The following is a 24,630-nucleotide window of genomic DNA, read 5'->3' as shown; positions in this document are numbered from 1 at the left end:
TATTCTTTTTATTTTCGTCTGTCTCCTTCTAAATGAATGAAATAGTAAATATATTTTGATTATGTGGAGAGAGGGGAGTATAATGGAAGTAGTTTGATTTTTTGGGAAGGTAACGGCTTTTTATCATGTATGCAATTTCTTATTTGGAACTTAATATCTGCTGTTTGATTATTATGATGCTAATATTACACAAACAGGTGCAGGGATTAGATAAGCGCCTGACTTCACAGACATTTACGGAGTTGATCGTATCTGCGATGGTATATGTATTTTTGGATATGATATATGGGCTGCAGCAGAATGCAGTGATTCATTTGCCGGTTACAGTGAGTAAGTTTGTAAATGTAATGATGTTTGTTTCGTTATATTCGTTAACGCATCTTGTATTTGCGTTTATGGAATGTGAACTTGGAAGAACGTGGGTGGAAGATTCTAAAAAAAGACAGCTTAGTCTCATTCCGGCTGTGATTTTAACGATTATGACAATCTGTTCACTAAAGTGGCATTTTTTCTTTTATGTTGATGCGGAGGGCATTTTTCAAAGAGGATCTTTTTATGGTGTGATTATACCATTTGTTTATATTTATATTTTTTTGGTGACACTTCGCATTTTTACAATGTTTCCTCAAAAGAAGTATTATGCACTTCGTGGAAAGCTGGAGATGATATTTGGAATGGTCGTATTTCCGGTTATTGCAGGTATTTTGCAAATGTTTTTCACAGAGATTTCTATTATTTGTTTTGGACTGACACTCGGAATTATTCAGGTATTTACGGCATTTCTTACAAATAGAATTACAATGGATGAATTAACGCAGATTAATAACCGGACAAAGCTGATGCAGTATTTGGAAGGATATATGGAAAGACATACAGAAGGGGAAGAAACAGATTTACATTTTTTGATGATTGATCTTGATGATTTTAAACAGATTAATGATACATATGGTCATGTTGAAGGAGACAGGGCATTGATAAGAATAGCAGGGGTTTTGAAAAAAACACTGGCAGGACATGCAGGTATTCTTGCAAGATATGGCGGAGATGAATTCTGTATTGCAGGAGAGATGATTCAGGAAGATGCAGAACGACTGATTAAGAACTTATATGAAAATCTGGAGAAAGCGAATAAACAGGCGGCCTGTCCATATGATATAGGAATGTCCGTTGGCTGTGCACAGTTTACAAAAGAAGTCAGAACTATTCCAGACCTTATGAATAGTGCAGACGAGGATATGTATTTACGAAAAGAACAAAAACGTACTAATTTGTAGATTTGATGTAGACGAAAAAAGAAAACATACCATATCCCATCTGCTCTGTAGTCGCTGTGTTTAAGATGCTCATCCGCATCTTAAACCCGCTCCGAAGCCGCATCTGGGATATGGCATGTTTCCTTTTTTCTGACTATCTAAATCCACAGTTGGCTCCAGATGGAAATTAGTATTTTAGTCTGAGGGAAAAAGAGGGGATTGTCCAGAAGTCTATGGTTTTCACTAGAATAAAAATCTCCAGAGGAGAATATTTTCCCACTGGATTTGTAGTCGATCTTCTAAATCAAAAGGAATTGTAAGGATATTATTATAGGGAAAGAAATCGGATTAATCGGAAGGCTTTGACCTCTATTGCTATTTTCTTATGCGGAATAGTTCTTTGATTAAAAATCATAGCCTTTTGGGCAATCCCCTTATTCCCATCCAAGATTTAAATACTAATTTTCATCTGGAGTCAAAGAACAGAAAAGCAAAAATTTGATAGAAAAGAAAATGTGATGTCGGAGCCAGTAAAAATGCCGGTCAGGCATTTTCTATGAAGCGACTATCTTCACATTTTCTTTTCTATCAAATTTCTGCTTTTCGTTTCTTTAGTCCCTCAAATAAATTAGTATTTAATCCCCCATTCTCGCCAACTGTAGATTTAGAATAGCCAGAAAAAAGAAAAAATAATCCATCCCAGATGCGGCTTGGGAGCGTGTTTAAGATGCGGATGAGCATCTTAAATACAGCGACTACAGAGCAGATGGGATGGATTATTTTTTCTTTTTTCGTCTATACGAAATCCACAAATTAGTAGTTATAGTAATTCGGAATACCCATGTCCGTTTACAAGCGCATCGATTTTTTGTCCATTTTTGCAATATGGGCAGTCGTGTTTGCTATATGTATGATAGGAAGGAATATCATTCGTAGTAAACAATGCATTTACAGGAAGGTTACCGTATTCAGAGATGGCACTGAAAATCGCAGAGATTCCCTGCAGCTTACCGCCATAATATTCAATACATTCCCAGCTTCGGTTGATTGTGATACCGGTTGTGATGGATGCCATTAAAATGATAATATTTCTGTCTTTGATCATTGGTTGGATATTTTTGCGGAAGAACATCTGTCCATCCGTATCAATTTCAGGGGTAACGATATAGATAGACTTATGCTGGTTATAGGAGAAGAAGCCACTCTCTGTCAGCTTTTCTGCAAGGAAGGCTCCGATTACTTCTGTTCCGTCAAGACATACGATCGTATCGACGACAGTGTTATGTTTGTAAAGTGGAACTAAAGCTTTTGCTGCTTCTTCTGCGTTAGACTGACGTATTTTTAACGTTGTCATATCTAAGAAGTAGTTAACGTGGGAGTGTTTTGTTGCGAAATGTCCCGGATAGGCAGAAATGTGCAGGTTACAGGTTTTTGAACGAAATTCAATTTTACGGTTTTCCATGGAATATCCCCCTTTACTTGTAATAGAAAAACTTTGTTTTGTATATTATACCTGTTTATGATGAAAAAATAAAGAACCGATTGTGCAAAATCACAGGTTTTTCTTGCAGTTTATAATTTTTTTCTGATTTTTTTAGAAAAATACTTTGTGGTAGCATATACAGTTGCATAAAACGAAAGGAAGCATTATTGGTTTATGAAAAAAGTTTGACAAAAATAGTTCAAAATTGATTTTGGATACTAAATCTTTGATTTAATATGGTGTATAAAATCTTGATGTTCGTTTGTTTGAAAAGATTGAATTGCAAATGGAATTATATAGAAAGACGGAAGTGTGTTTTGATACTGAAACTATTTTGTGCAAAATGACGAAAAAAGTGGACAGGGTAGGATGGTAATGAAATGTCAATTAGTGTTAATAATATAACAATATAAAATTAGATAAAAACAGTAATTATGGATTTTTTTATAGTAAAAGAGAAGAAAACGAAAGGACGCCCGAAAAAAATATAGAATTAAGAAAGGAAATTGAAAGAATTGTTAAAAAATTTGCAACTAGGCATAATCTTTAGTTTGTTTAGTAGATGGTGTGAAATAAAATAAATGTTAAATAACTAACAGAAAATAGTTGCTATTATGATAATAATTTGTTATTATTACATAGAATGAAAGAGTAACAACGTATACAATATAGTATTTTTTATGGAGGAAAGAATATGGGTAATTCAAAAATGAATGCCAGAGAGCGTATTGACTATCTGTTTGATGACCACAGTTTTGTGGAAGTTGGCGGATATGTTTCTGCTCGTAATACCGATTATAATCTCGGTGCGAACAAGGTGGAAGGTGATGGTGTTATCACTGGATATGGAGTAATTAATGACCGTATGGTTTATGTTTACAGTCAGGATGTTTCCGCACTGGGCGGTTCTGTAGGCGAGATGCATGCGAAGAAGATTTCTTCCCTTTATGATTTGGCGATGAAGACAGGGGCACCGATCATTGGAATGCTTGACTGTGCAGGGCTTCGATTACAGGAAGCGACAGATGCACTTCATGCTTTCGGAACTATTTTTAATAAACAGGCACAGGCATCCGGAATGATCCCACAGATTTCTGCAGTATTCGGAATGTGCGGAGGAGGAAGTGCCGTAATGTCCGCTATGTCTGATTTTACATTAATGGAGAAGGAGAACGGCAGTCTCTTTATCAACAGTCCGAATGCATTAGCAGGGAATGAAGAATCCCGTCAGAATACAGCAGGAGCGCAGTTCCAGTCTGAGCAGGCTGGTAATGTAGATTTTGTTTGTGAAACAGAGGAAGATCTTCTTGAACAGCTTCGAATTCTTGTTGATGTACTTCCTTCTGATTATGAAGCAGAAGATGCATACTTTGATAATGATGATGATTTAAACAGAATTATTCCTGAATTGAATGATGCAGCTTATGATGCACCTGCTATTTTAAAGGCTGTTTCTGACAGCAGTATGTATATAGAGACAAAGGCAATGTATGCAAAAGAGATGGTAACTGCATTTATCCGTTTGAACGGCGAGACGGTAGGTGCCGTTGCAAACCAGCCGGTAGACGGAGAGTCTGTTTTGACAAGGAATGGCCTTGAAAAAGCAGAAAGATTTATTAAGTTCTGTGATGCATTTGCGATTCCTCTTCTTACAGTAACGAACGTGACAGGACTTCGTGCCAACGCCCATGAGGAGAGAAAGCAGGCACTCGCATTAGCGAAGTTTACGACAACACTTGCACAGGTTAGTGTACCTCGTATTAATCTCATTGCAGGCGAGGCGTATGGAACTGCTGCGGAAGTAATGAATTCTAAAGCTATTGGGGCTGACTTTGTTCTGGCATGGCCACAGGCATCTGTAGGAATGATGGATGCAGAACAGGCAGTCCGTATCATGTATGCAGAGGAAATTGATGCTGCCGATGATAAGATGGCATTGATTGCAGAGAAAACTACGGAATATGCAGAAGGACAGAGCAGTGCATTAGCAGCTGCAAAGAGAGGATATGTAGATGACATCATCGAGCCGGATGCAACAAGAAAGCGTCTGATTGCTGCTTATGAAATGCTTTACGGAAAGAAAGTAACTCCAGTGACAAAGAAGCATACGGCAGTATAGTGAGGTGAGAGTATGAACGTATTTGAACAAGCCTTATTAAATACTTTGATGGGTATGGGAACTGTATTTGCAGTACTGATTTTCATTTCTTTACTGATTTCTCTTTTTGTATATATCCCATCCATTGAAAGAGCGTTGAAGAACCGTTCTTCCAGAAAAGAGAAAAGGGCTGCGCAGGAGGAAAGACCAGCTCCAAAGCGTCCGATCATTGAAGAAGCAGCAGAAGAAGAAGAGGAACTTGTAGATGACGGTGAACTTGTCGCAGTGATTACCGCAGCCATTATGGCAGCAAGTAGTGGTACGGCGGTAAGTGCAGATAAGCTGGTTGTCCGTTCAATCAAGAGAGTGAAGAGAAGATAGCAAAAATGTATTCTTGGAATCTTTTTATAAAGCCTTAAAAAGTTTTAAAAAGTCAGATATAGAAAGATTTTAAAAGTACATAAAATCATTCAGGAGGATTTACAATGAAAAATTATAGAATTACAGTTAATGGTGTTGCTTATGATGTGGCAGTAGAAGAATTAGGTGCAGGAGAAGCAGGTGCAGCGCCGGTAAGTACACCAGCAGCCGCTCCGGCTCCAGCTAAGAAAGCTGCTCCAAAGACTTCCGGAAGTGCCGGTGCCGTAAAGATTACAGCACCAATGCCAGGTAAGATCGTAGCAGTAAAAGCACAGGCAGGTGCTTCTGTAAAGAAAGGCGATGCGGTTCTTGTATTAGAGGCTATGAAGATGGAGAATGAGATCTGTGCAGCACAGGATGGTGTTATCGCAAGTGTGGAAGTAGCAGTTGGAGATATGGTAGAAGGCGGAGATGTACTGGCTACAATGAACTAGAGCATATTTGCAAAATAAAACGGAGGAAGATTTATGAGTTATGTTGTAGAGACAATGACGAATCTCGCAGCACAGACCGGATTTGCATTCTTAAAGCCAGGTAACTTCATTATGATACTGGTTGCTTTAGTCTTCTTATATCTGGCCATCGCCAAAGGATATGAGCCACTTTTGTTAGTGCCGATTTCTTTTGGTATGCTGCTGGTTAACTTATATCCGTCCATTATGGAAGAAGGCGGATTATTACATTATTTTTACTTATTAGATGAATGGAGTATTCTCCCTTCACTGATTTTCTTAGGAGTTGGTGCCCTGACAGACTTTGGCCCGCTGATTGCCAACCCGGCAAGTTTTCTGCTTGGTGCGGCGGCACAGTTTGGTATTTACAGTGCGTATTTCCTTGCAATGCTTATGGGATTTAACGGAAAGGCAGCAGCAGCGATTTCCATTATCGGTGGAGCGGATGGTCCGACCTCTATTTTCCTTGCCGGAAAGCTTGGACAGACAGATTTAATGGGACCGATCGCGGTAGCGGCATATTCTTATATGTCACTCGTTCCGATTATTCAGCCGCCGATCATGAAGCTTCTTACAACAGAAAAAGAACGTCAGATCAAGATGGAACAGTTAAGAACGGTCACAAAGACAGAGAAGATTATGTTCCCGATCGTCGTAACAGTTGTTGTATGTCTGATTCTTCCTACAACAGCACCATTAGTTGGTATGCTGATGCTCGGTAACCTTTTCAGAGAGTCCGGCGTAGTAAAACAGCTTTCAGAGACAGCGTCTAATGCTCTTATGTACATCGTAGTTATTATTCTTGGTACATCCGTTGGTGCGACAACAAGTGCAGAGGCATTCTTAAATGTCAGCACAATCAAGATTGTAGTATTAGGTCTTGTAGCTTTTGCTGTTGGTACAGCAGCCGGTGTTCTTTTCGGAAAGCTTATGTGTAAGGTTACCGGAGGAAAGGTAAACCCATTGATCGGTTCTGCCGGAGTATCTGCCGTTCCTATGGCAGCTCGTGTATCCCAGAAGGTTGGAGCAGAAGCAGATCCATCGAACTTCCTGCTGATGCATGCGATGGGACCAAACGTTGCCGGAGTTATCGGTACGGCTGTAGCAGCCGGAACCTTTATGGCGATTTTTGGTGTATAAAGAATCGTTAGATTTGATGATGATTTTATAAGAGTAATTCATTACGTGATTTGAAATAAAAGAGGAGAAATTATGGCTGAAATTAAGAAAAAACCAGTTAAAATCGTTGAAACTGTTCTCCGGGACGCACATCAGTCTCTGATTGCTACAAGAATGACAACAGAGGAGATGCTGCCAATCGTAGATAAGATGGATCAGGTTGGTTATCATGCAGTAGAATGCTGGGGAGGCGCAACATTTGATGCCTGCCTGCGTTTCTTAAAGGAAGATCCATGGGAGAGACTTCGTAAATTAAAAGATGGCTTTAAAAATACAAAGTTACAGATGTTATTCCGCGGACAGAACATCTTAGGATATAAACCATATCCGGATGATGTTGTAGAATATTTCGTACAGAAGTCTATCGCAAACGGAATTGATGTTATCCGTATCTTTGACTGTTTAAATGACCTTAGAAACTTACAGACAGCGGTAAATGCAACAAAGAAAGAGGGAGGACACGCACAGATTGCCCTTTCTTATACAATTGGTGATGCCTATACATTAGACTACTGGAAAAAGACGGCTAAGAATATCGAGGAGATGGGTGCAGATTCTATCTGTATCAAAGATATGGCAGGACTTTTAGTGCCGAATGAAGCAACTCGCCTTGTAACTGCATTAAAGCAGGCAACAGACATCCCTATTGAGCTTCACACACACTATACCAGTGGTGTCGGCGGAATGACCTACTTAAAAGCAGTAGAAGCAGGCGTAGATATCATTGATACAGCCATGTCACCATTTGCAATGGGAACAAGCCAGCCAGCAACAGAGGTTATGGCTGAAACATTCCGCGGTACAGAATTTGATACAGGATTTGACCAGAAGCTTTTAGGCGAGATTGCAGACTATTTCCGCCCAATACGTGAGAAATATCTGGCAAATGGTTTAATGAGTCCAAAGGTACTTGGCGTAAATATCAAGACGTTAATGTATCAGGTACCGGGTGGAATGCTTTCTAACCTTGTATCTCAGTTAGAGCAGCAGGGAGCATCCGATAAGTTCTATGAGGTATTAGAGGAAGTGCCAAAGGTACGTAAAGACTTCGGTGAACCACCGTTAGTTACACCATCCAGCCAGATTGTCGGAACACAGGCTGTATTAAATGTACTTACCGGAGAGCGTTATAAAATGATTACAAACGAGTCAAAAGCCCTTCTTCGTGGAGAATACGGCCAGACCGTAAAACCAATGAATAAAGAAGTACAGAAAAAGGCAATCGGCGATGAAAAGCCAATTACCTGCCGTCCAGCCGACCTTCTTGAACCGGAATTATCTAAGATTGAGGCAGAGATGAGCCAGTGGAAAGAACAGGACGAAGATATTCTTACTTATGCATTGTTCCCACAGGTAGCAACCGAATTCTTTAAATACAGAGCGGCACAGGAGAATAAGATTGATCCTGCAAAAGCCGATGTAAAGAATGGAGCATATCCAGTGTAGGATTGGATTGATTTAGATTTAGATTAAAAACAGACGAACCCCCGCAACTTTATAGATAGCACATGTGAAGATTTCGCTGCGTAGAAAATGCTCAGCCGCATTTTTACTTGCTCCGACATCACATTTGCTATCTATAAAGTTGCGGGGGTTCTGTTCTTTATAAGTCAAAAAATACCACATCTGTTTTTTTACTAATATTATTTCGCCGGGTGGGTAAGAGACTTTACCTTCTGACCTTCCTGTTAATTATAGCCATTAACGAGATTGAATTTTGTTTAAAAGAGCATCCTGCAAAATCTGTGAAAAGTTTAAATTCAATCGCAATGCTTCGTTATTCAACCATTCAGGGATTGTTAAAGTTTTTTTGATAGATTTATTATGATACTTTCGATTATATTCCAAATAATCATATGGGATGATTACGACAACTCCATCATCAACATGTGTGATGTTAGACGGTTCTGGAAGTTCTTTACGGTCGTTAATGTCATCAGTTAAGATAAGTCCTAAAGCATCTATAGCCATATCATAGGCTTCTTGCATATTTTCTCCCTGAGTTAGACATTCGGGAAAGTCAGGAAAAGTCACCCAATAACCGCCTTCTTCTGCAATATGAAATACAGCAGGATAAAATAATTTTTTCATAATGGATACCTCCAATGTATGTGAGTTATTATAGATGAAATAAGGCTATTTTAAGCCCGCTTGTTTTAGGATAGCATCTTCTAGTCCTTTTTTTAAATCTTTGCTATGAAGAGGAACTGTTGTTTGCTTGCCAGTTTTAAAATTCTTCATTTTCACATGGGAACCATTTTGACTTATTTTTATGAAACCATTCTTTTTTAATAATCTTATCATTTCTTGTGGTTTCATTGGCATAGTATGCCACCCCTTTCTATAATTATATTATAATACGTATAGTATACGTGTGTCAAGAGCTCGGTGATACAACTGGTGAGGGATAGTATATCATATTTAAGAAGAAAAACAACTAATAAATGTAAAATAATATAAAAAATGTAATTTTTAAAATGAAAAATTTTTGATAAAAATACAGAGATATGGTAAAATGAAGTATCAAAAGATAGTCAGGGGGAGATACAATGAATAACGCAGTTTCATATGCTATGGATAGTCAAGTGATTTTTCAGATGTTTTTTTCAATTGTATGTATAGCGGTAGCTATAGGTGTATCCATTTTGGTTCTTCGTTTTATGAGGAAGTTTATAGATTTTTTACTGGAACAAGCAGGAATAAAATAGTCTATAGAGGAAAGTAGATTTGGAAGATAATATCCACAGACAGATGTCATTGGGGTACGGGAAAATGAAATGAGGTCATTTGTTTTTCATGTAGTCAAATACCACATCTGCCTGTGGATATTTTTGTTTTCGTCCCGGCGAACTTATGATAGAATAAACTTATCAAATGAGGGAGAAAGAAAAATATGAAGAAAAGAAAGATTTGGCATCGAGTACTGCCGTTTGTATTAACGGTAGCGATGCTCGCAGGTTTTTGCCCGCAGGGGATAAGTTTTAAGGATACGCAGTTGACTGTGCCGGAAGTGAAAGCAGCGACAACGCTTAAGAATCCGATAACAATTCCAGATGATAGTCTAGAAGCAGGGCAGAGAACGACATGGAACTGTATCTGGTTTGGAAGTTATCCGCAAAGTGAGGTAACAAAGGCAGATGGAACGATTTATAATACTCTGAAGAATAAGTTTAACTGGGATGATAACGGGGATGGCTATGTTGGAAAGAATAAGTACAGAAGAGTAGCCAGGAAAGATGTTGAATATCCTGCAAACTGGGAGAATAACCAGGATTACCGTTATTTTAAGTATGAGCCTGTTAAATGGCGTGTGCTGAATGTAGAAGGGGAAAAGGCTCTTCTGGTAGCCGATAAGGCGCTGGATCTAAAGCCATATCATAATACATATACGGATGTTACCTGGGAGAAATGCAGTCTGCGAAGCTGGCTTAACGATGAGTTTATAAACAGTGCATTTTTAGCAAACGAACGAAGTGCAATACCAAGCACAACGGTGAAAGCAGAAAGTAGTATAAGACCAACGACAGATGGTAATAAAGTAGACGGTGGAAAGGATACAACGGATAAGGTTTTTATATTATCTTTTTCGGAAGTAAGCGGAAAATACGGATTCCGTTCGGTTGACGATTTGGATTCTTATGGAGACCATGATGAGGCAAAAAAATGTAGTATGACGAATTATGCTTATGTGTTTAATGGTTCATCATACGAAGAAAAAAATTGCTACTGGTGGATTCGAAATCCGGGAGATTATTCTAATATGGCAGTAATATCTGGTGAGAATGGAAGAGTTTTAGGATATGGAAATGGCGTAAATGCAAGTCAGCCGGCTGTTCGTCCTGCTCTATATCTCAATCTTTCCAACAAGAAAGTGTATTCGGATGCCGGTACCGTATGTTCTAATGGTAAAGTAAAAGAATCGAAAAAAGAAGAGGGCTATGTAGAGGACAATGATTTTGTCAATCAGCTTGACGTGGCAAATATGCTGGAAGATATTGAGATAAGTGGCGGTAAATTTTCTTCTCCTGAAATGGAAATTCTAGGTAAAAAAGTATCTTTGATAAATGCAGATGCAGATGGGCATGTAGCGCAAAGTTTGCATAGAAAATTCATCTTAATGATATAAAGGTCCAAGACCCTTATAATTACGGTATAATCAAGTGATTATGGGGGTTTTGGGCCTTTTTTTCATTCTATTTGAAAGCAATGGGAAAGAACGCTGAAAACCGTCAAAAACCGTTTAAATTTTCTAAAAATTGAGTACAGGTTGAGTACGCAGTTGAGTAAAACGCGTGGCAGAAATCTTCAGCGAAGTTTACACAATTTCTGTTGAGTATAAAATCTTTACATAATCTTCAGCGAAGTTTTTACCTATTTTAGGTATGGGATTTCGCTTCTAAAATGGACAATAAATAACAATTTGTTTCGAACTCTAAAAGATCCAATCATAATAAAATCAAATTTCCAATTCTATTAATTTATTATCATTTTTTCATTTCAAAATACTATGAAATGGATATTATTAGTCGTTTATCTATTTTAGGTAATTGCGAAACTCGCGATGCTCGTTCACAATCTTGAACTTAAACAGGGAAGGATTCGTGCTTAGCACGAATCCTGGAATAAAAAGTGGATAACCGGACATTTTAGGCGCACTTTAATAAGCCCTCGGCTTTATGGAGTTGGTAAGTCCTAGGCTATGAAAGATTTTAAACTTCTGATGTATTGTCGTTGATGGATTTTGTCGGCAACAACTACAGTTAATAACTGTGATATACCAGCAAGAAGTAAATCTGCATGAAGTGTTTTTTCGTTTGTTGTTTTTCGGTTAGCGACACAAAAACTGTCTTTAAAGTGGTTGATTGATTTTTCAACATTTACTCGGATTTTGTAAGTGTCATCCCATTCCTGTGAGCCACGCTCCACGCCGGGGTATGCTCTAAGGTTTTTTTCGGGATAAACGTAAATCATTCTGCCACAGGAAGAAGTTGTACATGGATTATCGCAGTGGCACACCCGTCGTTTTGATTTGTCTTCACGATTGTATTCCCATTTCATTTTGGGACACACAAATTTCATGGTCGGAAGATTACTTCTTAAGTGAGACTTGCTACCTTCCCGTTTCATAGGGAGTGAAGGATCATGAGGACAGCAGGGAATACCATTTTCATTGAATGTATAATCCACGTTATCCAGTGAAAGTTTTACCTTTAAAGGAATAAATGCTTTTTGAAATTTAAAATCTTCAAATAAGGATTTGTAGATTTCAATCGTATCAAAGGCAGCATCACCAAGAAATATCTTGGGATTGATAAGAGGGTGCCGTTCTTTGAAATCTTTAAGGGTTGGAATCAAGGCTTTCGAATCGGCAAGTGATTTATCTTCATCAGGAGATTTTGATTTCTTTTCAACAATGATGTCAGGGTGAGAATCCAGATAATCCTTGTTATAAAAATCAATGGAGCGAACAATGCCAAGTCCATTGGTCGTAATGCCAAATTTATAAGCATAGCAGAAATGACCATTCACATACTGTTGCTTTACTTCATGGTTAGCAGCGGCGGATGCAGGCATAGAGGCATAGGCTGCCTTGTAAGGATCATAAGAATCATCGAAGTTATGAGCTTTAGCATAGGACTTAAGCTGTTTAATAATGCGGTTAGCGTATTTGGGATTGTTTTCAGTCACATATGCTTTAATCCCTGAAGTATCAAACAAAAGCATAGAGGCGAGATTACCGTTAATGTCCTGGCAGATTGGTTCTGTGATATCTACGAGATTATCAAAAACTGATTGTAAGTCCATTAAAAAATCCTGTTTGAAACGAGTGATTTTTGAAGCGTCAGGAACTTTAGTAAAGCCACAGAATTCCCTCAGATGTCTGGAATAATGAAGGAAGATTAACAGGAGGGAATCTGTTGGAATAGAAAAGAGGCGTTGAATAATCAAAGCCCAAAGCATTGCATGCAAAGGATATTTACGATTTCTTCCAGTGGATGCGTAGTAATGCTTGTAAAAAGAAGTCGGAATAATTTTATCAAGGTCAATGTGATTTTCGAGCAGAGTAAGGAAATGAGGTTTGTCAGATTCATAAATATCTTTACAATCTTCAAAAATATCTGCCAAAGAGAGTTGTTTTTGTGGTATCATAGACATATCTCCTTTCGGGGCGTGATTTATGGTTTCTAGTCAACTCCATTATATCACAAACCGTGAGGAGATTTTTATTTTTAACAACAAAAAAATGACGTATTTATGCGGCTTGTGGCGTTTCGCAAACGCCTAGTTTATCTATTTTATGGAAAGGAGACTTAACATGGAAGCTACGGCGTTAGGTGCAGGATGGAAAATTTCTCGCACAATAACTTTTAAAATTGATGCACACAAAAAGACTTATTTAATGTATCTGTCAAAATTCAGATACCTGGGAAACTACTATAATCAGGAGGGTGGATATGCTGAAAATCAGATTACAGGGTACGACCAATGATATCAAATGGTTCCGAAAAATATTAGAAAGAAATAATAAGATCAAGCTCCTTCATTTTTCAGAGCCATTTGCAAATAAAGGAACAAAGAAATACTTTCGTGTGTATGTCGAAGTAGAAAAAAACAGAGAGTAGATCAGGAGGAAAAGTTATGTGTAGAGTCATTGTTATTTGTAATCAAAAAGGCGGAGTTGCCAAGACCACTTCAACGGTCAATCTTGGCATTGGACTTGTAAAAGAAGGGAGAAAAGTTTTATTGATCGATGCCGATCCGCAGGGGAGTCTCACAGCCAGCCTGGGATATGTGGAACCGGATGAGTTAAAAACGACTCTGGCGACGATCATGATGGCGGTCATCAATGAGGAGGAAATCCAGCCAACCGATGGCATCTTACATCATAAGGAAGGCGTGGATCTTCTTCCGGGAAATATTGAATTATCCGCATTGGAAGTCATCATGGGAAATGTGATGAGCAGGGAACTCATCATGAAGGAATATGTGGAACAGCTTAGAGAAAGATACGATTACATACTGATCGATTGTATGCCAAGTCTGGGGATGATCACGATCAATGCTTTAGTATCGGCAGATCTTGTATTGATTCCGGTTCAGGCTGCTTATCTCCCGGTCAAGGGTCTTCAACAGTTGATAAAAACGATTTCCATGGTAAAGAGACGGTTAAACCGGAAACTTCAGATTCAGGGGATCCTTTTAACTATGGTAGATTTTCGGACAAATTATGCAAAGGACATTGCAAGTAGGGTTCATGAAACCTATGGGGCAGAGATAGAGATATTTCATACGGTGATCCCATTCTCAGTAAAAGCGGCGGAAGCCAGTGCAGAGGGAATCAGCATTTTAACTTATTGTCCGGGCAATAAAGTTGGCATTGCATACAAAAATCTTACCCAGGAGGTTTTGTCCTATGAAAACTAGAAGTGGAGAAAAAATCAAATTAGCAAGTATTGAAGAATTACTTGGTGTTGTAAATGAAGAATCCGCTATGGATATCGAGATCGCAAAGATTCACAGCTTTAAATCACATCCATTTAAAGTGCTGGATGATGAAAGGATGCAGGAACTGGTGGAAAGTGTAAAAGAACATGGGATTCTCACACCGGTTCTGTTACGTCCCTGTGGTGTTGATGAGTATGAGATGATCTCCGGTCACCGAAGAATGCACGCTGCCCAGCTGGCAGGGCTTACAACTGTTCCTTCTATTATAAGAGAGATGGATGACGATGCTGCTGTCGTGTTTATGGTGGATTCCAATATTCAGAGAGAGGAACTTTTGCCGAGTGAAAAAGCCTTTGCCTTTAAAATGAAGATGGATGCAATGCGACATCAAGGAACTTGTCGCCACGATGGCGACAAGCTGGAATCTGTGAGTGAAAGAAAAACAGCATTTGTTGTAGGTGAAAGTAGTGGAACTTCAGCACGAAGTGTTCAGCGTTATATCCGTTTAACGGAACTGATTCCGGAATTACTGGACTTTGTAGACCAGAAGCGTCTGCAGTTTACTGTTGCGGTTGACATTTCCTATATAGATAAAGAGATCCAGAAGTGGCTGTATGAGTACATCAGGGACAATGGAAGTGTCCGGGCTAATCAGATCGCGGCCCTCCGGAGTGAACTCGGACAGGGGGTCATGACGCAGCCAAAGATGATCTTGATCTTAAACGAGAATCTGCCCGGGAAGAAACCGGGGAGCAAGATCACATTATCAGAAAAGAAGTTACGGGAATATTTCCCTTCAGGATATACAACAACGGAGATGAGAAGTGTCATTTTGGAACTTCTGGACAACTGGAAAGAATGCCAGAATGGAGGGATAGAATGAAGTTCGATTACTTTTATGGTGCACAGGCCAACCAGTTTAACTTTATCAAAATTCCGAAAGACCTGCTGACGGAATCTGTTTTTGCTAAACTCTCCCTTTCTGCGAAGATATTATATGGGATTTTACTGGACCGCATGAGCCTGTCGATGAAAAACGGATGGTTTGATAAAGAAAATAAACCTTATATCATCTATCCGATATCAGAGATCCAGGAGGATCTGAACCTTTCTAAAAGAAAGGCGATGGATCACCTGTTGGAACTGGAGCAGATCGGGCTGGTGGAAAAGAAAAAAAGAGGGTTTGGCCTGCCGAGTATTCTCTATATTAAAAACTTTGTCGTACCAAGGGATTGTACCAGAGGTATCGAAAATGGCACCTCTGGGAACCCAAATGGCGATTCCAGAGGTGCCGGAATCCGCACCCCAGAGGTACCAAAATCGACACCTCAAGAGGTGCCAAAATCGATACCTCTTAAGAATAAGACTAATATAAACCATACATACGGGAGTAAGAATAGACCCTATCATATCGTATCCGGAGAAGAGGAACGATACGATACGATCGGATTGGATGAGGAGAAGAAAGTCCTTGCCTGCCAAAAGGTGGTCAAAGAGAATATCGAGTATGATTCCCTTCTTCGGAGTTTCCCGATGGACAGGGAGCTGATCGAGGGGATATATGAGCTGATCGTGGAAACGGTCCTCTGCCAGGGGGACTCTGTCCTGATCGCCCAGAACCAGTATCCGGCCCAGCTGGTAAAGTCAAAATTCATGAAACTTAAGTTTTCACATATCGAGTATGTCATGGACTGCTTTAAGAAAAACACGACGGAGATCCGAAATATCAAAAAATATCTTCTGGCGGCGTTATTTAATGCCCCGTCAACCATTGACAGTTATTATAAAGCGGCGGCAAACCATGACATGTACGGCAGCCATCAGTAAGATCATTGCGAGGAGGGGGATTTATGAGAAAGATTCCAAAATTGATGAACGAATACCAGTTTGAACAGTTTATGCAGCCTGTTTTAAAAGAGATCTACCTGATGCAGTCGGCAGGAGTATCCCCGATGGAGCAGACGGCCTATCTCGCCAGATGCGTGTTCGGGGCACAGACCGGAAGAGAGGATGAGGAAGTGGTCTTTACCACTTCCCAGCTAAAGCGGATCTTCTTTCTGGCGGGCGAAGATACTGTAAAAAAGCGGGCAGGCTGAAAGGAGGAAGAAGGAGCAAAAAATGAGACAGAAAAAGAAAAGAGCATGGCTTTCCGACCTGTGCCTGTTGATGGCGGTCATCTGCCTGGTCCTTGCTGCCAGGGAATATTATCCCTATATGAAAAATGATATCGAGCTTAGGAAACTGAGGGAAAAGGTGGCAGAAAATACGGAGGAAGAGGAGGACGGGGAAGCGATCGACTGGGACAGGTTAAAAAAGATCAATCCGGATATCATCGCATGGATCAGGGTACCCGGCACAAAGATAGACTACCCGGTCCTTCAATGCAGTGAGTGGAACGAATACCTCCACAAAAACTATAAAGGGGAAGAGAGCTATCCCGGCTCCATATTCATACAGCCGGGATGCCCTGCCGACTTTTCGGGCAGCCACAGCATCCTCTATGGACACAACATGAGAAACCAGTCCATGTTCGGTTCCCTCCACCGGTTTGAGAAGGAAGCGTTTTACCGGAAACATAAAAAGGTATATCTCTATCAGCCGGATCAGACCATCATCGGGACCGTGTACAGTACCTATGACTGCAGGGATACGGGCAGGACCTATGAAACGGCGTTTGACTCCGGAGAGGAATGGGAGGACTGGCTCCTTATGAGCCGGGAAAACAGTTATTATGATACGGAAAAGGTACCGGAAAAAGAGGACAGGGTAGTCACGCTGTCAACCTGTTCCAATGGCAGGAGCAGGGATTCCCGGTACGTGGTACACTGCATCGCAGTAAAGGAGGGATGAGATGATCAATGAGGCATTCTTTTTGGGACGGTTTGTAAGGGAACCGAAGCTCAGTTCCAAAGAAAAGGAAGACGGGATACTGTACTGGGCCCGGTTCCGGATCGCGGTGAACCGGAATTATGCAAAGGACGGGGAGGCGGATTACTTTAACTGCGTCGCCTATCACGCAAAGGCAAAGCACCTTGTAAAGTATGGGAAACAGGGAGGCAGGGTGTTCGTCAAAGGCCGCCTCCGGTCGGGGGCGTATGAAAAGGACGGGAAGAAATCTTACTATGATGAACTTGTGGTCACGGACTGCCAGGTGATCGACTTTAAGGAAAGGCCAGATGGCAAGTACCCAAAAGAAGAAGCAGTCCGTCATCAGGAAGAGGACTTTTACCCGGCAAGGGAAGAACGGATCCCGTTTCCGGAAGAAGAACGGTACCCGGATTATGATCTTGGGGATGGGTTTTCATACTCCTGAAAGAGAAAAAAGAAAAAGAATGGGGGAGATCAGTTTGAAAAAAATGATACATCTGGCTATGCTGGCCGTCTGCTTTATCCTGATGGGAATATTCCATGCGGATGCGGCAGCCAGCGGGAAGGTGACAGTCACGGTCCCGGGGAAACGGTTTTACACGATTGCCGATGCGGCAGTAAAAGAGATCAATAGGAAAAGGACCGCCAATGGGCTGGATGCTTTCTGTGTCGATGGGGAACTGATGGAGACCGCCATGAAGGCTGCGGCAGAGTACCAGACGGGAAAGGGATACTGTCCGGAGGATGGCATCGCCTGTCCTTACTGCGCGGTGCGTCTGGTCTCCTATATGGAACCGAATCTATACCAGGAAAGCGGGACTGTGGTCATGGATGAGGTCAGCCGGATCGTGGCAGGCTGCGAAAGCCTGACGGAGGGCTGGGAAGGCTATGATACCATCGGCATCGGCTGCTTTGCCGCAAAGCCCGGAGAATTCTTAAACAACAATACAGGCATCGTGGTCCTGCTCGGAACGGGCAGGGCAAAACGGCAGTATACCAGTCCCGGAAGGACCGTGGCCTGCCAGGAAAAGGTCACAGTGGATCCCGCGGATTTTGGCCTTACGGTCTCCGGAAAGATCAGCCAGACAAAAGACGGGGCCTATGATGTGATGAAAAAAGGAGAGAGCAAAGCCTTGTCTCCAGCCTTGGAGAGCAGGCGCAGGTTTAAGCAGGTCAACCTGGAAAAGGTGCCTTATCGGACCATCCTCTCCAGTGCGGGAGCGTCCTGGAGCAGCACGGCGTCCCCGGTCGTCTCTGTACGGGCGGATGGAACGGTGAGGGCGGAGACCTGCGGGGTTGCTCTGGTGACGGTAAGCCTTGGACCATGGACGGCCAGCCGCAAGATCGTGGTGGCAGACCGGATCGGGAGCACCAGCCTTGGCAGTGCATATCCGATCTTTGACAGCAGGAGCCGCATCCCGGCAGGGTACTCGGGCGTATGCAGCGTGGACGGGACCATCTATACCATAAAAAACGGAAAGATCGTGGCCGGCGGGAAGACCTCCGGTCTCAAAGTGATAAAAAAAGACGGCCTTTCCTATAAAGTAGTGTCGGAGAAGGAGAGGACAGTCCAAGTGAAAAAGCCGGTCACAAAGACCATACCGGTGGCGGAAATTCCGGCAACGGTCACGGCCGGAGGGAAAAAATACAGGGTCATCTCCATTGCGGCAAAGGCATTCCAGGGATGCCGGAACCTTAAGAGGGTGACCATTGGAAAGAATATAAAGAAGATCGGGAAAAAGGCTTTCTATGGATGTACGGGACTAAGGAATATCGTGGTCCGGACGCAAAAACTGTCAGGCCGGACGGTCGGGAAACAGGCTTTTGGGAACACCGGCCCGAAGGTGAAGGTCAAAGTCCCGGCAAAGAAGCTCTCCCTCTACCGGAAGCTGTTTTATGCCAGAGGGATAGGAAAGAAAGGAAAGATAAAAAAATAGGATACAGGGCATTGGAAAGAGTTCTTTCTTCATGATATATGCCAGACAGGAAGACGCATTCTGGAAGTTCCAGGGTGCGTTTTTTCCGTCTTTTCACAGCCGGGACATACCTACCGGCTTATTTTATGGGAAAGGAGGGGTCAGGGATGGGACGTTCCCCTTAAATGGACAAAAAGCATCTTTAAAAAGCACAAAGAGAGGAGTGAAAGATTCATGCGTTTTAAGAAATGGAAGAGAAAGTTAAAAAAAGGGACCCTTTTTGCCCTAAGTGCCCTGCTCGCAGTCGGCGCTTCCTGGGCGGGATGCATTGGAGGGATCGAGACCCGGGCCGCAGGCGGATTTTCCGACTCCGGTGTCTACAAAAAACCGGCACAGACGGTCTCCATGGAGTATGCACATTCGTTTAACCGGGCAGTCACGAAGAGCCGGACTACCGTGCCGTCCTTTATGAATGACAGCAATGCGGAGGAGCCGAACAAGAGCTTCAAAGCCCAGCAGGATGCGGCGGGCAACAGCGATGCCGATGCGACCTGGCACGGCTATGGTGCCTATGCCAAAAACCATGACCCGGAAGATTTCTGGGTACGCTACAGCGGCGTGACGACCGTTGGCGGGAAAGCAGTCGATCTGACCATCCAGGTGACAGACTGGAAGACACAAAACGATGAGGCAAAGCCCCTCCCGTCAGCCGGGGACATCTTTGGCCATGACAATGACCCGTCCCATCTGGGCTATGCCATCGGTTTTTCCTATAAACAGACGGGCGTGGTCATGTTCAGCGGGTTCAAATGGGTGAAGTTTAAGTACAGCTTTTCCTATGCAGACGGAAGCGGGTCCGCCCCGTTTACCGGTTACATGACATTCCAGGATATCGACCAGAACCAGTACGTGACAGTTACTGACGGGATGGATAAGATCCAGTATGCTTCCTACATCGGGGGAGCCGACGGGAACAGCCGGTGCGAAGCCGATGGGTGGACCTACCGGTCCATTCTGGATACCAATGCCAGTGAAGATCAGGATACTTTTTTAAAGACCTGTCTGACAGCCTATGTAAAGGATATGACATCCATGTCCATCAAATACGGATGGACCGGCCATACGGCGATCGCCTACTTTGACCTGGCACCCTTTGCCATGAACAGCTTTGCCCAGGAGTATGAGCCAAAGAGTCCGGAAAAGCTCATCTATAACGGTTCCGCCTGGGTAAAGAACAGCAAAGAGACCGCCGTATCACACAAGCTGGGGGATACGTATTCCTACCGGTATGTGGAGGAGACCCCGGGATACGGGACGGACATCGTGGAGACACTGGGGACACCGGTCTCAAAGATGGTGTACACCGACCGGCTGGATGACGGGCTTTCCTATGTGATCGGATCGATGAAGGTATCCGTGGGAGGCATTTCCCACAATGACTGGTTTACGGACAGCTCCAGCGGACAGGACATCCGGTTCACGGCAAATGCAGGTGCACTGTCCAGCGAAGGCTTCTATGGCAGGCAGCTGGTCATCGAATTCCAGGTGAAGATCAAGGATGCGGCTTATGACTGGCTTGGCCATGAAAGGACAAGTGATAATAAGTACCGTCTGATCCCGAATACAGCACACCGGGATATGGAATATGTGAGCCGGTATGACAGCCAGTCAGGAGAAAAGCAGACAAAGGCATCCGGCCAGGATACGGAGACCGTCTGGGCGAAAGTCCCGGTCGGGGACCCGGATCATCCGGGGGAGATCCCGCCGCCGGAAAAGACGGTCACGGATGACGATGAGAAGGAGGTAAAGAAAGATACCCTGACCAATGCAGACGAAGCCTTCCTTTACACAGTATCTCAGGCGATTCCAATCAATATGCCGTCCACGGACCGGTTCGCCCGGTTTACCTTTGAGGACCAGATCGATACCTGTTTGACCATCGATGAGATCCATTTTTACACCGGGGAGAAAGAGGTCACAGAGCAGTTTTCCATCGATGGGACAGAGTATCAAAAGAACCATATCGTGGCATCCGCTTCCGAAACATTATTAAAGGATGCCTCCTTTTACGGGGGCCAGAAAGGGACCGTCGTAAAGATGACGGCAAAAGTTCACATCGATCCGGACAAGTCCCCGCTCTCCGTGCTCCGGGAACACGGTCATATGAATGCCGGTGACACGGAGACGGCCCTTACCTTTACCAACCAGGCATCGGTCATCACAACAAGGATCGACAAAGGAGGCACATGGAATGCCGATAAGAAGCAGGATACCGGAAAGACGACGACGACCGTGGGGATTCCGGAGATCCCGTTGCCGGAAAAACAGGTCTCGGATACGGATGACCTTAACTGGGATGGAAGCATCAAAGAACAGGGGGAAACAGAACCCGGAGCCCATGACCGGGTGACCGATGTCACAGGGGAATGGACCTATACCATCACACAGAAGATCCCGGAACACACGGTGAAACTGTTTTATTATGCATCTTTTAGCATCACGGATGCGGTAGACGGCTGCTTGTCTTATGAGCCGGAAGATGTCCGGGTCCATATCGGAAAGAGCGACGTAACGGATCAGTTTACCATTGAAAAAGGGGAGGACAATACCCTTACCGTATCAGCAAAAGAGGAACTGCTCGCTTCGGAAGAATTTTATGGAAATAAGGATGGAAATGAAGCCGTGGTCATATTCCCGGTAAAGATCTCCGCAGATGCAGAGACCTTAAAAGCAGTGGAAACCGGACATCTGAAGCTGGGAGAAGAGACGTTTGCCCATCTGATGAAACTTTCCGAACTCAAGAAAAAGGAAGGATTTGACGACCTTGGAAAAGCAGGAGACGGGGAGTATGTTTATGCTTTCTTAAACCAGGCGGCAAGCCACATCGATTCCAATCTGAAATATGATGGAAAACTCGGTGTAAAAGACCGTGAAACAGAAACGGTGGAGACCGTTGCTGAAACAGCAGAACCTGTGGTTTCCAAAGAATCCAGCCAGTTTGAATGGCAGATTGGAGATAAAGTGGATTATACGATCCGGATCGGGAATAAGAACACAAATTCCATTGCGGACAATGTCATCGTTACCGATGCGGACCTTCCAAAAGCGATGCTCCCGGATGCGGATTCCATCCAGATCACCAGTGTTTATGAGAGTGAAGAGGCGGAGGCAGCTTCCGGAGCGCCGGATGACAGGGACATCATGAAAGACAGTGATATCCAATACACCGAAAACGGTTTTGTCCTGACGATCCCGAAATTATACCGGGAAGAGACGGCTGTGATCACGTTGACCTGTACGGCCCAGGAAAAAGCGGCCTATGACACGGTCACAGACCGGTGGGAAGACTGTCTGGAAAAAGCGGATCCAAAGAAGAAACTTACCTGTGTGAATGGAGAGGTCGTGGATAATATTGTATCTGTGACCGCAACCTTAATGCTTCAGGATATTCCGGAGGAAGATGAAGAACGGGTCTGGATAAATACCCCGCACCTCACGATCAAAAAATCCGCAGAAAAGAAAGAGTATGAGGTCGGGGAAGTGGTGAAATACACCCTGGAGATCACTAACGACCATGAGGGAACTCTGGCAAGGGATATCGTCATCACAGACCAGATCCAGACGGAAGGGACCCGCATCATTGAGGGAAGCATCCACTTAAAGGATGAGACCGGGGCGTCCTATGACCTTGGAAAGAAAGCCGGGAAAGAGGCAGATTCCCCTTATGTCACCTTAAAGGATGACCGTTCCTTTACCATCACAACGGGGATGCACCTTCGGTATGACGGGGAGAGCCCGTTTAAGATGATGGACCAGATCGATGAAAGAGTCCATAACCTGCGGCTGGAAGGGCTCTCGCAGGAGGAATGGGATTCCCCGCTCACCCACACAAAATTTGTCGTGACGTATGAGGCAAAGATCGAGAAGGAGCCGGAAAATACGAACCAGATCATCAACGTGGCAACGGCAGAAGGTTCTAATGCAGAGAAAGTCAGTGATGATGAAGTGGTTTATCTGAAATCCCCGGTCATCGATATCGAAAAAGAATCCGATAAAGATGTATATCGGAAGGATGAAATTGGAAAATATACGCTCACTGTCACCCAGACCAGGGAGGACCGGACCGCAGTCAATATGGTGATCACCGACGGGCTTAGGGAAGAAGACAAAGGAAAAGCGGAGATCCAGACGGATACCATAAAAACATTTTTTAATGATAAGGAATTTGAACCGGTCTCCATCCAGGCGGATAAGGATTCTTTTACCATTGAGACCGGAAAGGACCTGACGGTCAAAGATACCCTTTGCGTAAAATATGATGTCCTGTTCTTATCCGATACCAAAGAAGATACGGTGACGAACATCGCAAAGGCAAAAGCAGACAACGCCTATGCCGAGATCGAGCTGGATGTGCCGCTTGCGAAAGTCACTACGGATCTTTCTGCCAGAAAGACTTCGGACCCGGCAAGCGGGACTGTGGTGAAAGCGGGCCAGCAGATCATTTATTACATCGATGTCCATAATGATTCCGATCAGACCCTGACGGATGTCCTGGTAAAAGATGCGGTCCCGGAATCTACAGCCTATGTGGAGGACTCTGCTTCGGATGACGGAAAGGTCATGGTCCTGGATGGAAAAGAATACATTACCTTTGTGATCGGCACCTTACGGGCCGGAAGCACCCAGACGTTATCTTTTGCAGTCACTGTAAATGAGGGAACGGATGCAGAGAAAGTCATCGTGAATACCGCAGAAGTCCGTGAGACCTCCGAAGAGGACAGAGGCGAAGACGGCTCTGTCCCGGATCCTGTCTGGGAGGAACCGTTCTCCCCGACCAACACCACGACCCATCCGCTTTCCACCTGGGCAGTCGATACGAACACAGTCAGACTGGAAGTGCCGGATATCATTATCACGAAAAAGGCGGAAGAAAAGACTGCCATGGTGGGAGACCGCATTTCCTGGGTGATCGGGGTGGAGCAGACCACGCCGGAGTGTAAAGTGACGAACCTGGTCGTGGAAGACCTGGGACTCCCGGAAGGAGTGGAGATCGATCACAGTTCTATCCTGGTGGATGGAAAGAAAGTTACGGAGAAAGAAACGGTGGAAAGGGATGCAGCAGAGATCTCTTTCGTAAAGACCCAGAACGGTTTCCAGATCGTTTATCCGGTACTTGCCGGAAAGTCTGAGATCACCTTTCAAAGCAAAGTCACCGATGAAAACCTGAAAGGAAAAGAGGTAAAGAATACAGCAGCAGCCATTTCGGACCAGACACCGTTAAAAGAAGATTCGGCAACGGTGAAGATCCCGAAGAATGCCGTTGACAAGGCGGTAAAGGAAGTGACCGGCGGATTAAAGGGAGTCCAGACGGGGCTTAAGGACCATGTGGGAGTCCTTTTAGCCGGCGCTTTCTGCCTGCTTGGCGGGGCATACTTTTTCCGGAGACGCAGGAGACATAACAGCAAAACAGGAAAGTTCTGATAGTGATCTCAGAGTGTGACCTGTTGTAAAACCC

At 43.4% G+C, this 24,630-nt stretch carries 19 protein-coding genes and 2 pseudogenes; 17 read left to right on the top strand and 4 right to left on the bottom strand.

Features of this window, described 5'->3' with window-relative positions:
* Positions 1-173: 173 nt before the first annotated feature.
* A complete protein-coding gene (locus tag EHLA_RS10050; protein ID WP_157908580.1) occupies positions 174-1,274 on the top strand; it encodes a GGDEF domain-containing protein in 1,101 nt (366 codons plus the stop codon).
* Positions 1,275-2,073: 799 nt separating this feature from the next.
* Here the strand turns inward: EHLA_RS10050 and EHLA_RS10045 are convergent.
* Positions 2,074-2,715, bottom strand: coding sequence for an orotate phosphoribosyltransferase (locus EHLA_RS10045; protein ID WP_096240719.1), 642 nt, complete (start codon positions 2,713-2,715; stop codon positions 2,074-2,076).
* A gap of 715 nt (positions 2,716-3,430) precedes the next feature.
* On the opposite strand from EHLA_RS10045, the gene EHLA_RS10040 reads away from it, so the two are divergent.
* From EHLA_RS10040 to EHLA_RS10020, 5 genes and pseudogenes are all read left to right on the top strand, one after another.
* Positions 3,431-4,855, top strand: a complete 1,425-nt coding sequence (locus EHLA_RS10040; RefSeq protein WP_096240718.1) for an acyl-CoA carboxylase subunit beta — start codon at positions 3,431-3,433, stop codon at positions 4,853-4,855.
* 18 nt (positions 4,856-4,873) lie between these two features.
* Positions 4,874-5,215: pseudogene (locus tag EHLA_RS10035) on the top strand (OadG family protein); the annotation flags it as partial.
* A 104-nt stretch (positions 5,216-5,319) separates the two neighbouring features.
* Positions 5,320-5,688 (top strand): biotin/lipoyl-containing protein, encoded by a 369-nt coding sequence (locus EHLA_RS10030; protein WP_096240716.1) that lies wholly within the window; start codon positions 5,320-5,322, stop codon positions 5,686-5,688.
* A gap of 33 nt (positions 5,689-5,721) precedes the next feature.
* A complete protein-coding gene (locus EHLA_RS10025) occupies positions 5,722-6,846 on the top strand; it encodes a sodium ion-translocating decarboxylase subunit beta (RefSeq protein WP_005349917.1) in 1,125 nt (374 codons plus the stop codon).
* A gap of 72 nt (positions 6,847-6,918) precedes the next feature.
* A complete protein-coding gene (locus EHLA_RS10020) occupies positions 6,919-8,331 on the top strand; it encodes an oxaloacetate decarboxylase subunit alpha (protein ID WP_096240715.1) in 1,413 nt (470 codons plus the stop codon).
* A 255-nt stretch (positions 8,332-8,586) separates the two neighbouring features.
* Here EHLA_RS10020 and EHLA_RS10015 read toward each other — a convergent pair whose 3' ends face one another.
* Positions 8,587-8,976, bottom strand: coding sequence for a type II toxin-antitoxin system HicB family antitoxin (locus tag EHLA_RS10015; RefSeq protein ID WP_096240714.1), 390 nt, complete (start codon positions 8,974-8,976; stop codon positions 8,587-8,589).
* 45 nt (positions 8,977-9,021) lie between these two features.
* Positions 9,022-9,210, bottom strand: coding sequence for a type II toxin-antitoxin system HicA family toxin (locus tag EHLA_RS10010; RefSeq protein WP_096240713.1), 189 nt, complete (start codon positions 9,208-9,210; stop codon positions 9,022-9,024).
* A 224-nt stretch (positions 9,211-9,434) separates the two neighbouring features.
* On the opposite strand from EHLA_RS10010, the gene EHLA_RS16260 reads away from it, so the two are divergent.
* Together EHLA_RS16260 and EHLA_RS10005 are read left to right on the top strand one after the other, a co-directional pair.
* The gene (locus tag EHLA_RS16260; protein ID WP_157908579.1) at positions 9,435-9,593 is read left to right on the top strand and encodes a hypothetical protein; all 159 of its coding nucleotides are present in this window, start codon (positions 9,435-9,437) and stop codon (positions 9,591-9,593) included.
* A gap of 185 nt (positions 9,594-9,778) precedes the next feature.
* Entirely contained in the window at positions 9,779-11,011 is a 1,233-nt protein-coding gene (locus tag EHLA_RS10005; protein ID WP_096240712.1) for a DUF6273 domain-containing protein, read from the top strand.
* 634 nt (positions 11,012-11,645) lie between these two features.
* Here EHLA_RS10005 and EHLA_RS10000 read toward each other — a convergent pair.
* Positions 11,646-13,035: pseudogene (locus EHLA_RS10000) on the bottom strand (transposase).
* Between the two features lie 305 nt (positions 13,036-13,340).
* Here EHLA_RS10000 and EHLA_RS16425 point away from each other — a divergent pair.
* From EHLA_RS16425 to EHLA_RS09955, 9 genes are all read left to right on the top strand, one after another.
* A complete protein-coding gene (locus EHLA_RS16425) occupies positions 13,341-13,508 on the top strand; it encodes a hypothetical protein (RefSeq protein WP_173854288.1) in 168 nt (55 codons plus the stop codon).
* 16 nt (positions 13,509-13,524) lie between these two features.
* Complete coding sequence (locus tag EHLA_RS09995) at positions 13,525-14,310, top strand: ParA family protein (RefSeq protein ID WP_096240711.1); 786 nt, start codon at positions 13,525-13,527, stop codon at positions 14,308-14,310.
* Entirely contained in the window at positions 14,300-15,214 is a 915-nt protein-coding gene (locus EHLA_RS09990) for a ParB/RepB/Spo0J family partition protein (RefSeq protein WP_096240710.1), read from the top strand. The genes EHLA_RS09995 and EHLA_RS09990 overlap by 11 nt, the downstream gene beginning before the upstream one ends.
* Positions 15,211-16,158, top strand: coding sequence for a DUF6017 domain-containing protein (locus EHLA_RS09985; protein ID WP_242970713.1), 948 nt, complete (start codon positions 15,211-15,213; stop codon positions 16,156-16,158). Before EHLA_RS09990 ends, EHLA_RS09985 begins: the two co-directional genes overlap by 4 nt.
* A 23-nt stretch (positions 16,159-16,181) precedes the next feature.
* Entirely contained in the window at positions 16,182-16,427 is a 246-nt protein-coding gene (locus tag EHLA_RS09980; RefSeq protein WP_096240708.1) for a hypothetical protein, read from the top strand.
* A 22-nt stretch (positions 16,428-16,449) separates the two neighbouring features.
* Positions 16,450-17,181: a class B sortase gene (gene srtB / locus EHLA_RS09975; protein WP_096240707.1), complete on the top strand. Its 732-nt coding sequence runs from the start codon at positions 16,450-16,452 to the stop codon at positions 17,179-17,181.
* 1 nt (position 17,182) lies between these two features.
* Positions 17,183-17,644: a single-stranded DNA-binding protein gene (locus EHLA_RS09970; RefSeq protein ID WP_096240706.1), complete on the top strand. Its 462-nt coding sequence runs from the start codon at positions 17,183-17,185 to the stop codon at positions 17,642-17,644.
* A 43-nt stretch (positions 17,645-17,687) separates the two neighbouring features.
* Positions 17,688-19,136, top strand: coding sequence for a leucine-rich repeat protein (locus tag EHLA_RS09965; protein ID WP_242970769.1), 1,449 nt, complete (start codon positions 17,688-17,690; stop codon positions 19,134-19,136).
* Positions 19,137-19,349: 213 nt separating this feature from the next.
* Positions 19,350-24,596, top strand: a complete 5,247-nt coding sequence (locus tag EHLA_RS09955; protein ID WP_096240702.1) for an isopeptide-forming domain-containing fimbrial protein — start codon at positions 19,350-19,352, stop codon at positions 24,594-24,596.
* Positions 24,597-24,630: the final 34 nt, after the last annotated feature.

This window comes from Anaerobutyricum hallii (assembly GCF_900209925.1).
Taxonomy (GTDB): Bacteria; Bacillota; Clostridia; order Lachnospirales; family Lachnospiraceae; genus Anaerobutyricum; species Anaerobutyricum soehngenii.
This window is presented reverse-complemented; position numbering and strand designations above follow the sequence as displayed.

What these genes read in the sequence shown, in the direction of transcription:
- EHLA_RS10050 (WP_157908580.1), top strand. Translation starts at nt 174, where the DNA reads ATGATGCTAATATTACACAAACAGGTGCAGGGATTAGATAAGCGCCTG.
- EHLA_RS10045 (WP_096240719.1), bottom strand. Translation starts at nt 2,715, where the DNA reads ATGGAAAACCGTAAAATTGAATTTCGTTCAAAAACCTGTAACCTGCAC.
- EHLA_RS10040 (WP_096240718.1), top strand. Translation starts at nt 3,431, where the DNA reads ATGGGTAATTCAAAAATGAATGCCAGAGAGCGTATTGACTATCTGTTT.
- EHLA_RS10030 (WP_096240716.1), top strand. Translation starts at nt 5,320, where the DNA reads ATGAAAAATTATAGAATTACAGTTAATGGTGTTGCTTATGATGTGGCA.
- EHLA_RS10025 (WP_005349917.1), top strand. Translation starts at nt 5,722, where the DNA reads ATGAGTTATGTTGTAGAGACAATGACGAATCTCGCAGCACAGACCGGA.
- EHLA_RS10020 (WP_096240715.1), top strand. Translation starts at nt 6,919, where the DNA reads ATGGCTGAAATTAAGAAAAAACCAGTTAAAATCGTTGAAACTGTTCTC.
- EHLA_RS10015 (WP_096240714.1), bottom strand. Translation starts at nt 8,976, where the DNA reads ATGAAAAAATTATTTTATCCTGCTGTATTTCATATTGCAGAAGAAGGC.
- EHLA_RS10010 (WP_096240713.1), bottom strand. Translation starts at nt 9,210, where the DNA reads ATGCCAATGAAACCACAAGAAATGATAAGATTATTAAAAAAGAATGGT.
- EHLA_RS16260 (WP_157908579.1), top strand. Translation starts at nt 9,435, where the DNA reads ATGAATAACGCAGTTTCATATGCTATGGATAGTCAAGTGATTTTTCAG.
- EHLA_RS10005 (WP_096240712.1), top strand. Translation starts at nt 9,779, where the DNA reads ATGAAGAAAAGAAAGATTTGGCATCGAGTACTGCCGTTTGTATTAACG.
- EHLA_RS16425 (WP_173854288.1), top strand. Translation starts at nt 13,341, where the DNA reads ATGCTGAAAATCAGATTACAGGGTACGACCAATGATATCAAATGGTTC.
- EHLA_RS09995 (WP_096240711.1), top strand. Translation starts at nt 13,525, where the DNA reads ATGTGTAGAGTCATTGTTATTTGTAATCAAAAAGGCGGAGTTGCCAAG.
- EHLA_RS09990 (WP_096240710.1), top strand. Translation starts at nt 14,300, where the DNA reads ATGAAAACTAGAAGTGGAGAAAAAATCAAATTAGCAAGTATTGAAGAA.
- EHLA_RS09985 (WP_242970713.1), top strand. Translation starts at nt 15,211, where the DNA reads ATGAAGTTCGATTACTTTTATGGTGCACAGGCCAACCAGTTTAACTTT.
- EHLA_RS09980 (WP_096240708.1), top strand. Translation starts at nt 16,182, where the DNA reads ATGAGAAAGATTCCAAAATTGATGAACGAATACCAGTTTGAACAGTTT.
- srtB (WP_096240707.1), top strand. Translation starts at nt 16,450, where the DNA reads ATGAGACAGAAAAAGAAAAGAGCATGGCTTTCCGACCTGTGCCTGTTG.
- EHLA_RS09970 (WP_096240706.1), top strand. Translation starts at nt 17,183, where the DNA reads ATGATCAATGAGGCATTCTTTTTGGGACGGTTTGTAAGGGAACCGAAG.
- EHLA_RS09965 (WP_242970769.1), top strand. Translation starts at nt 17,688, where the DNA reads ATGATACATCTGGCTATGCTGGCCGTCTGCTTTATCCTGATGGGAATA.
- EHLA_RS09955 (WP_096240702.1), top strand. Translation starts at nt 19,350, where the DNA reads ATGCGTTTTAAGAAATGGAAGAGAAAGTTAAAAAAAGGGACCCTTTTT.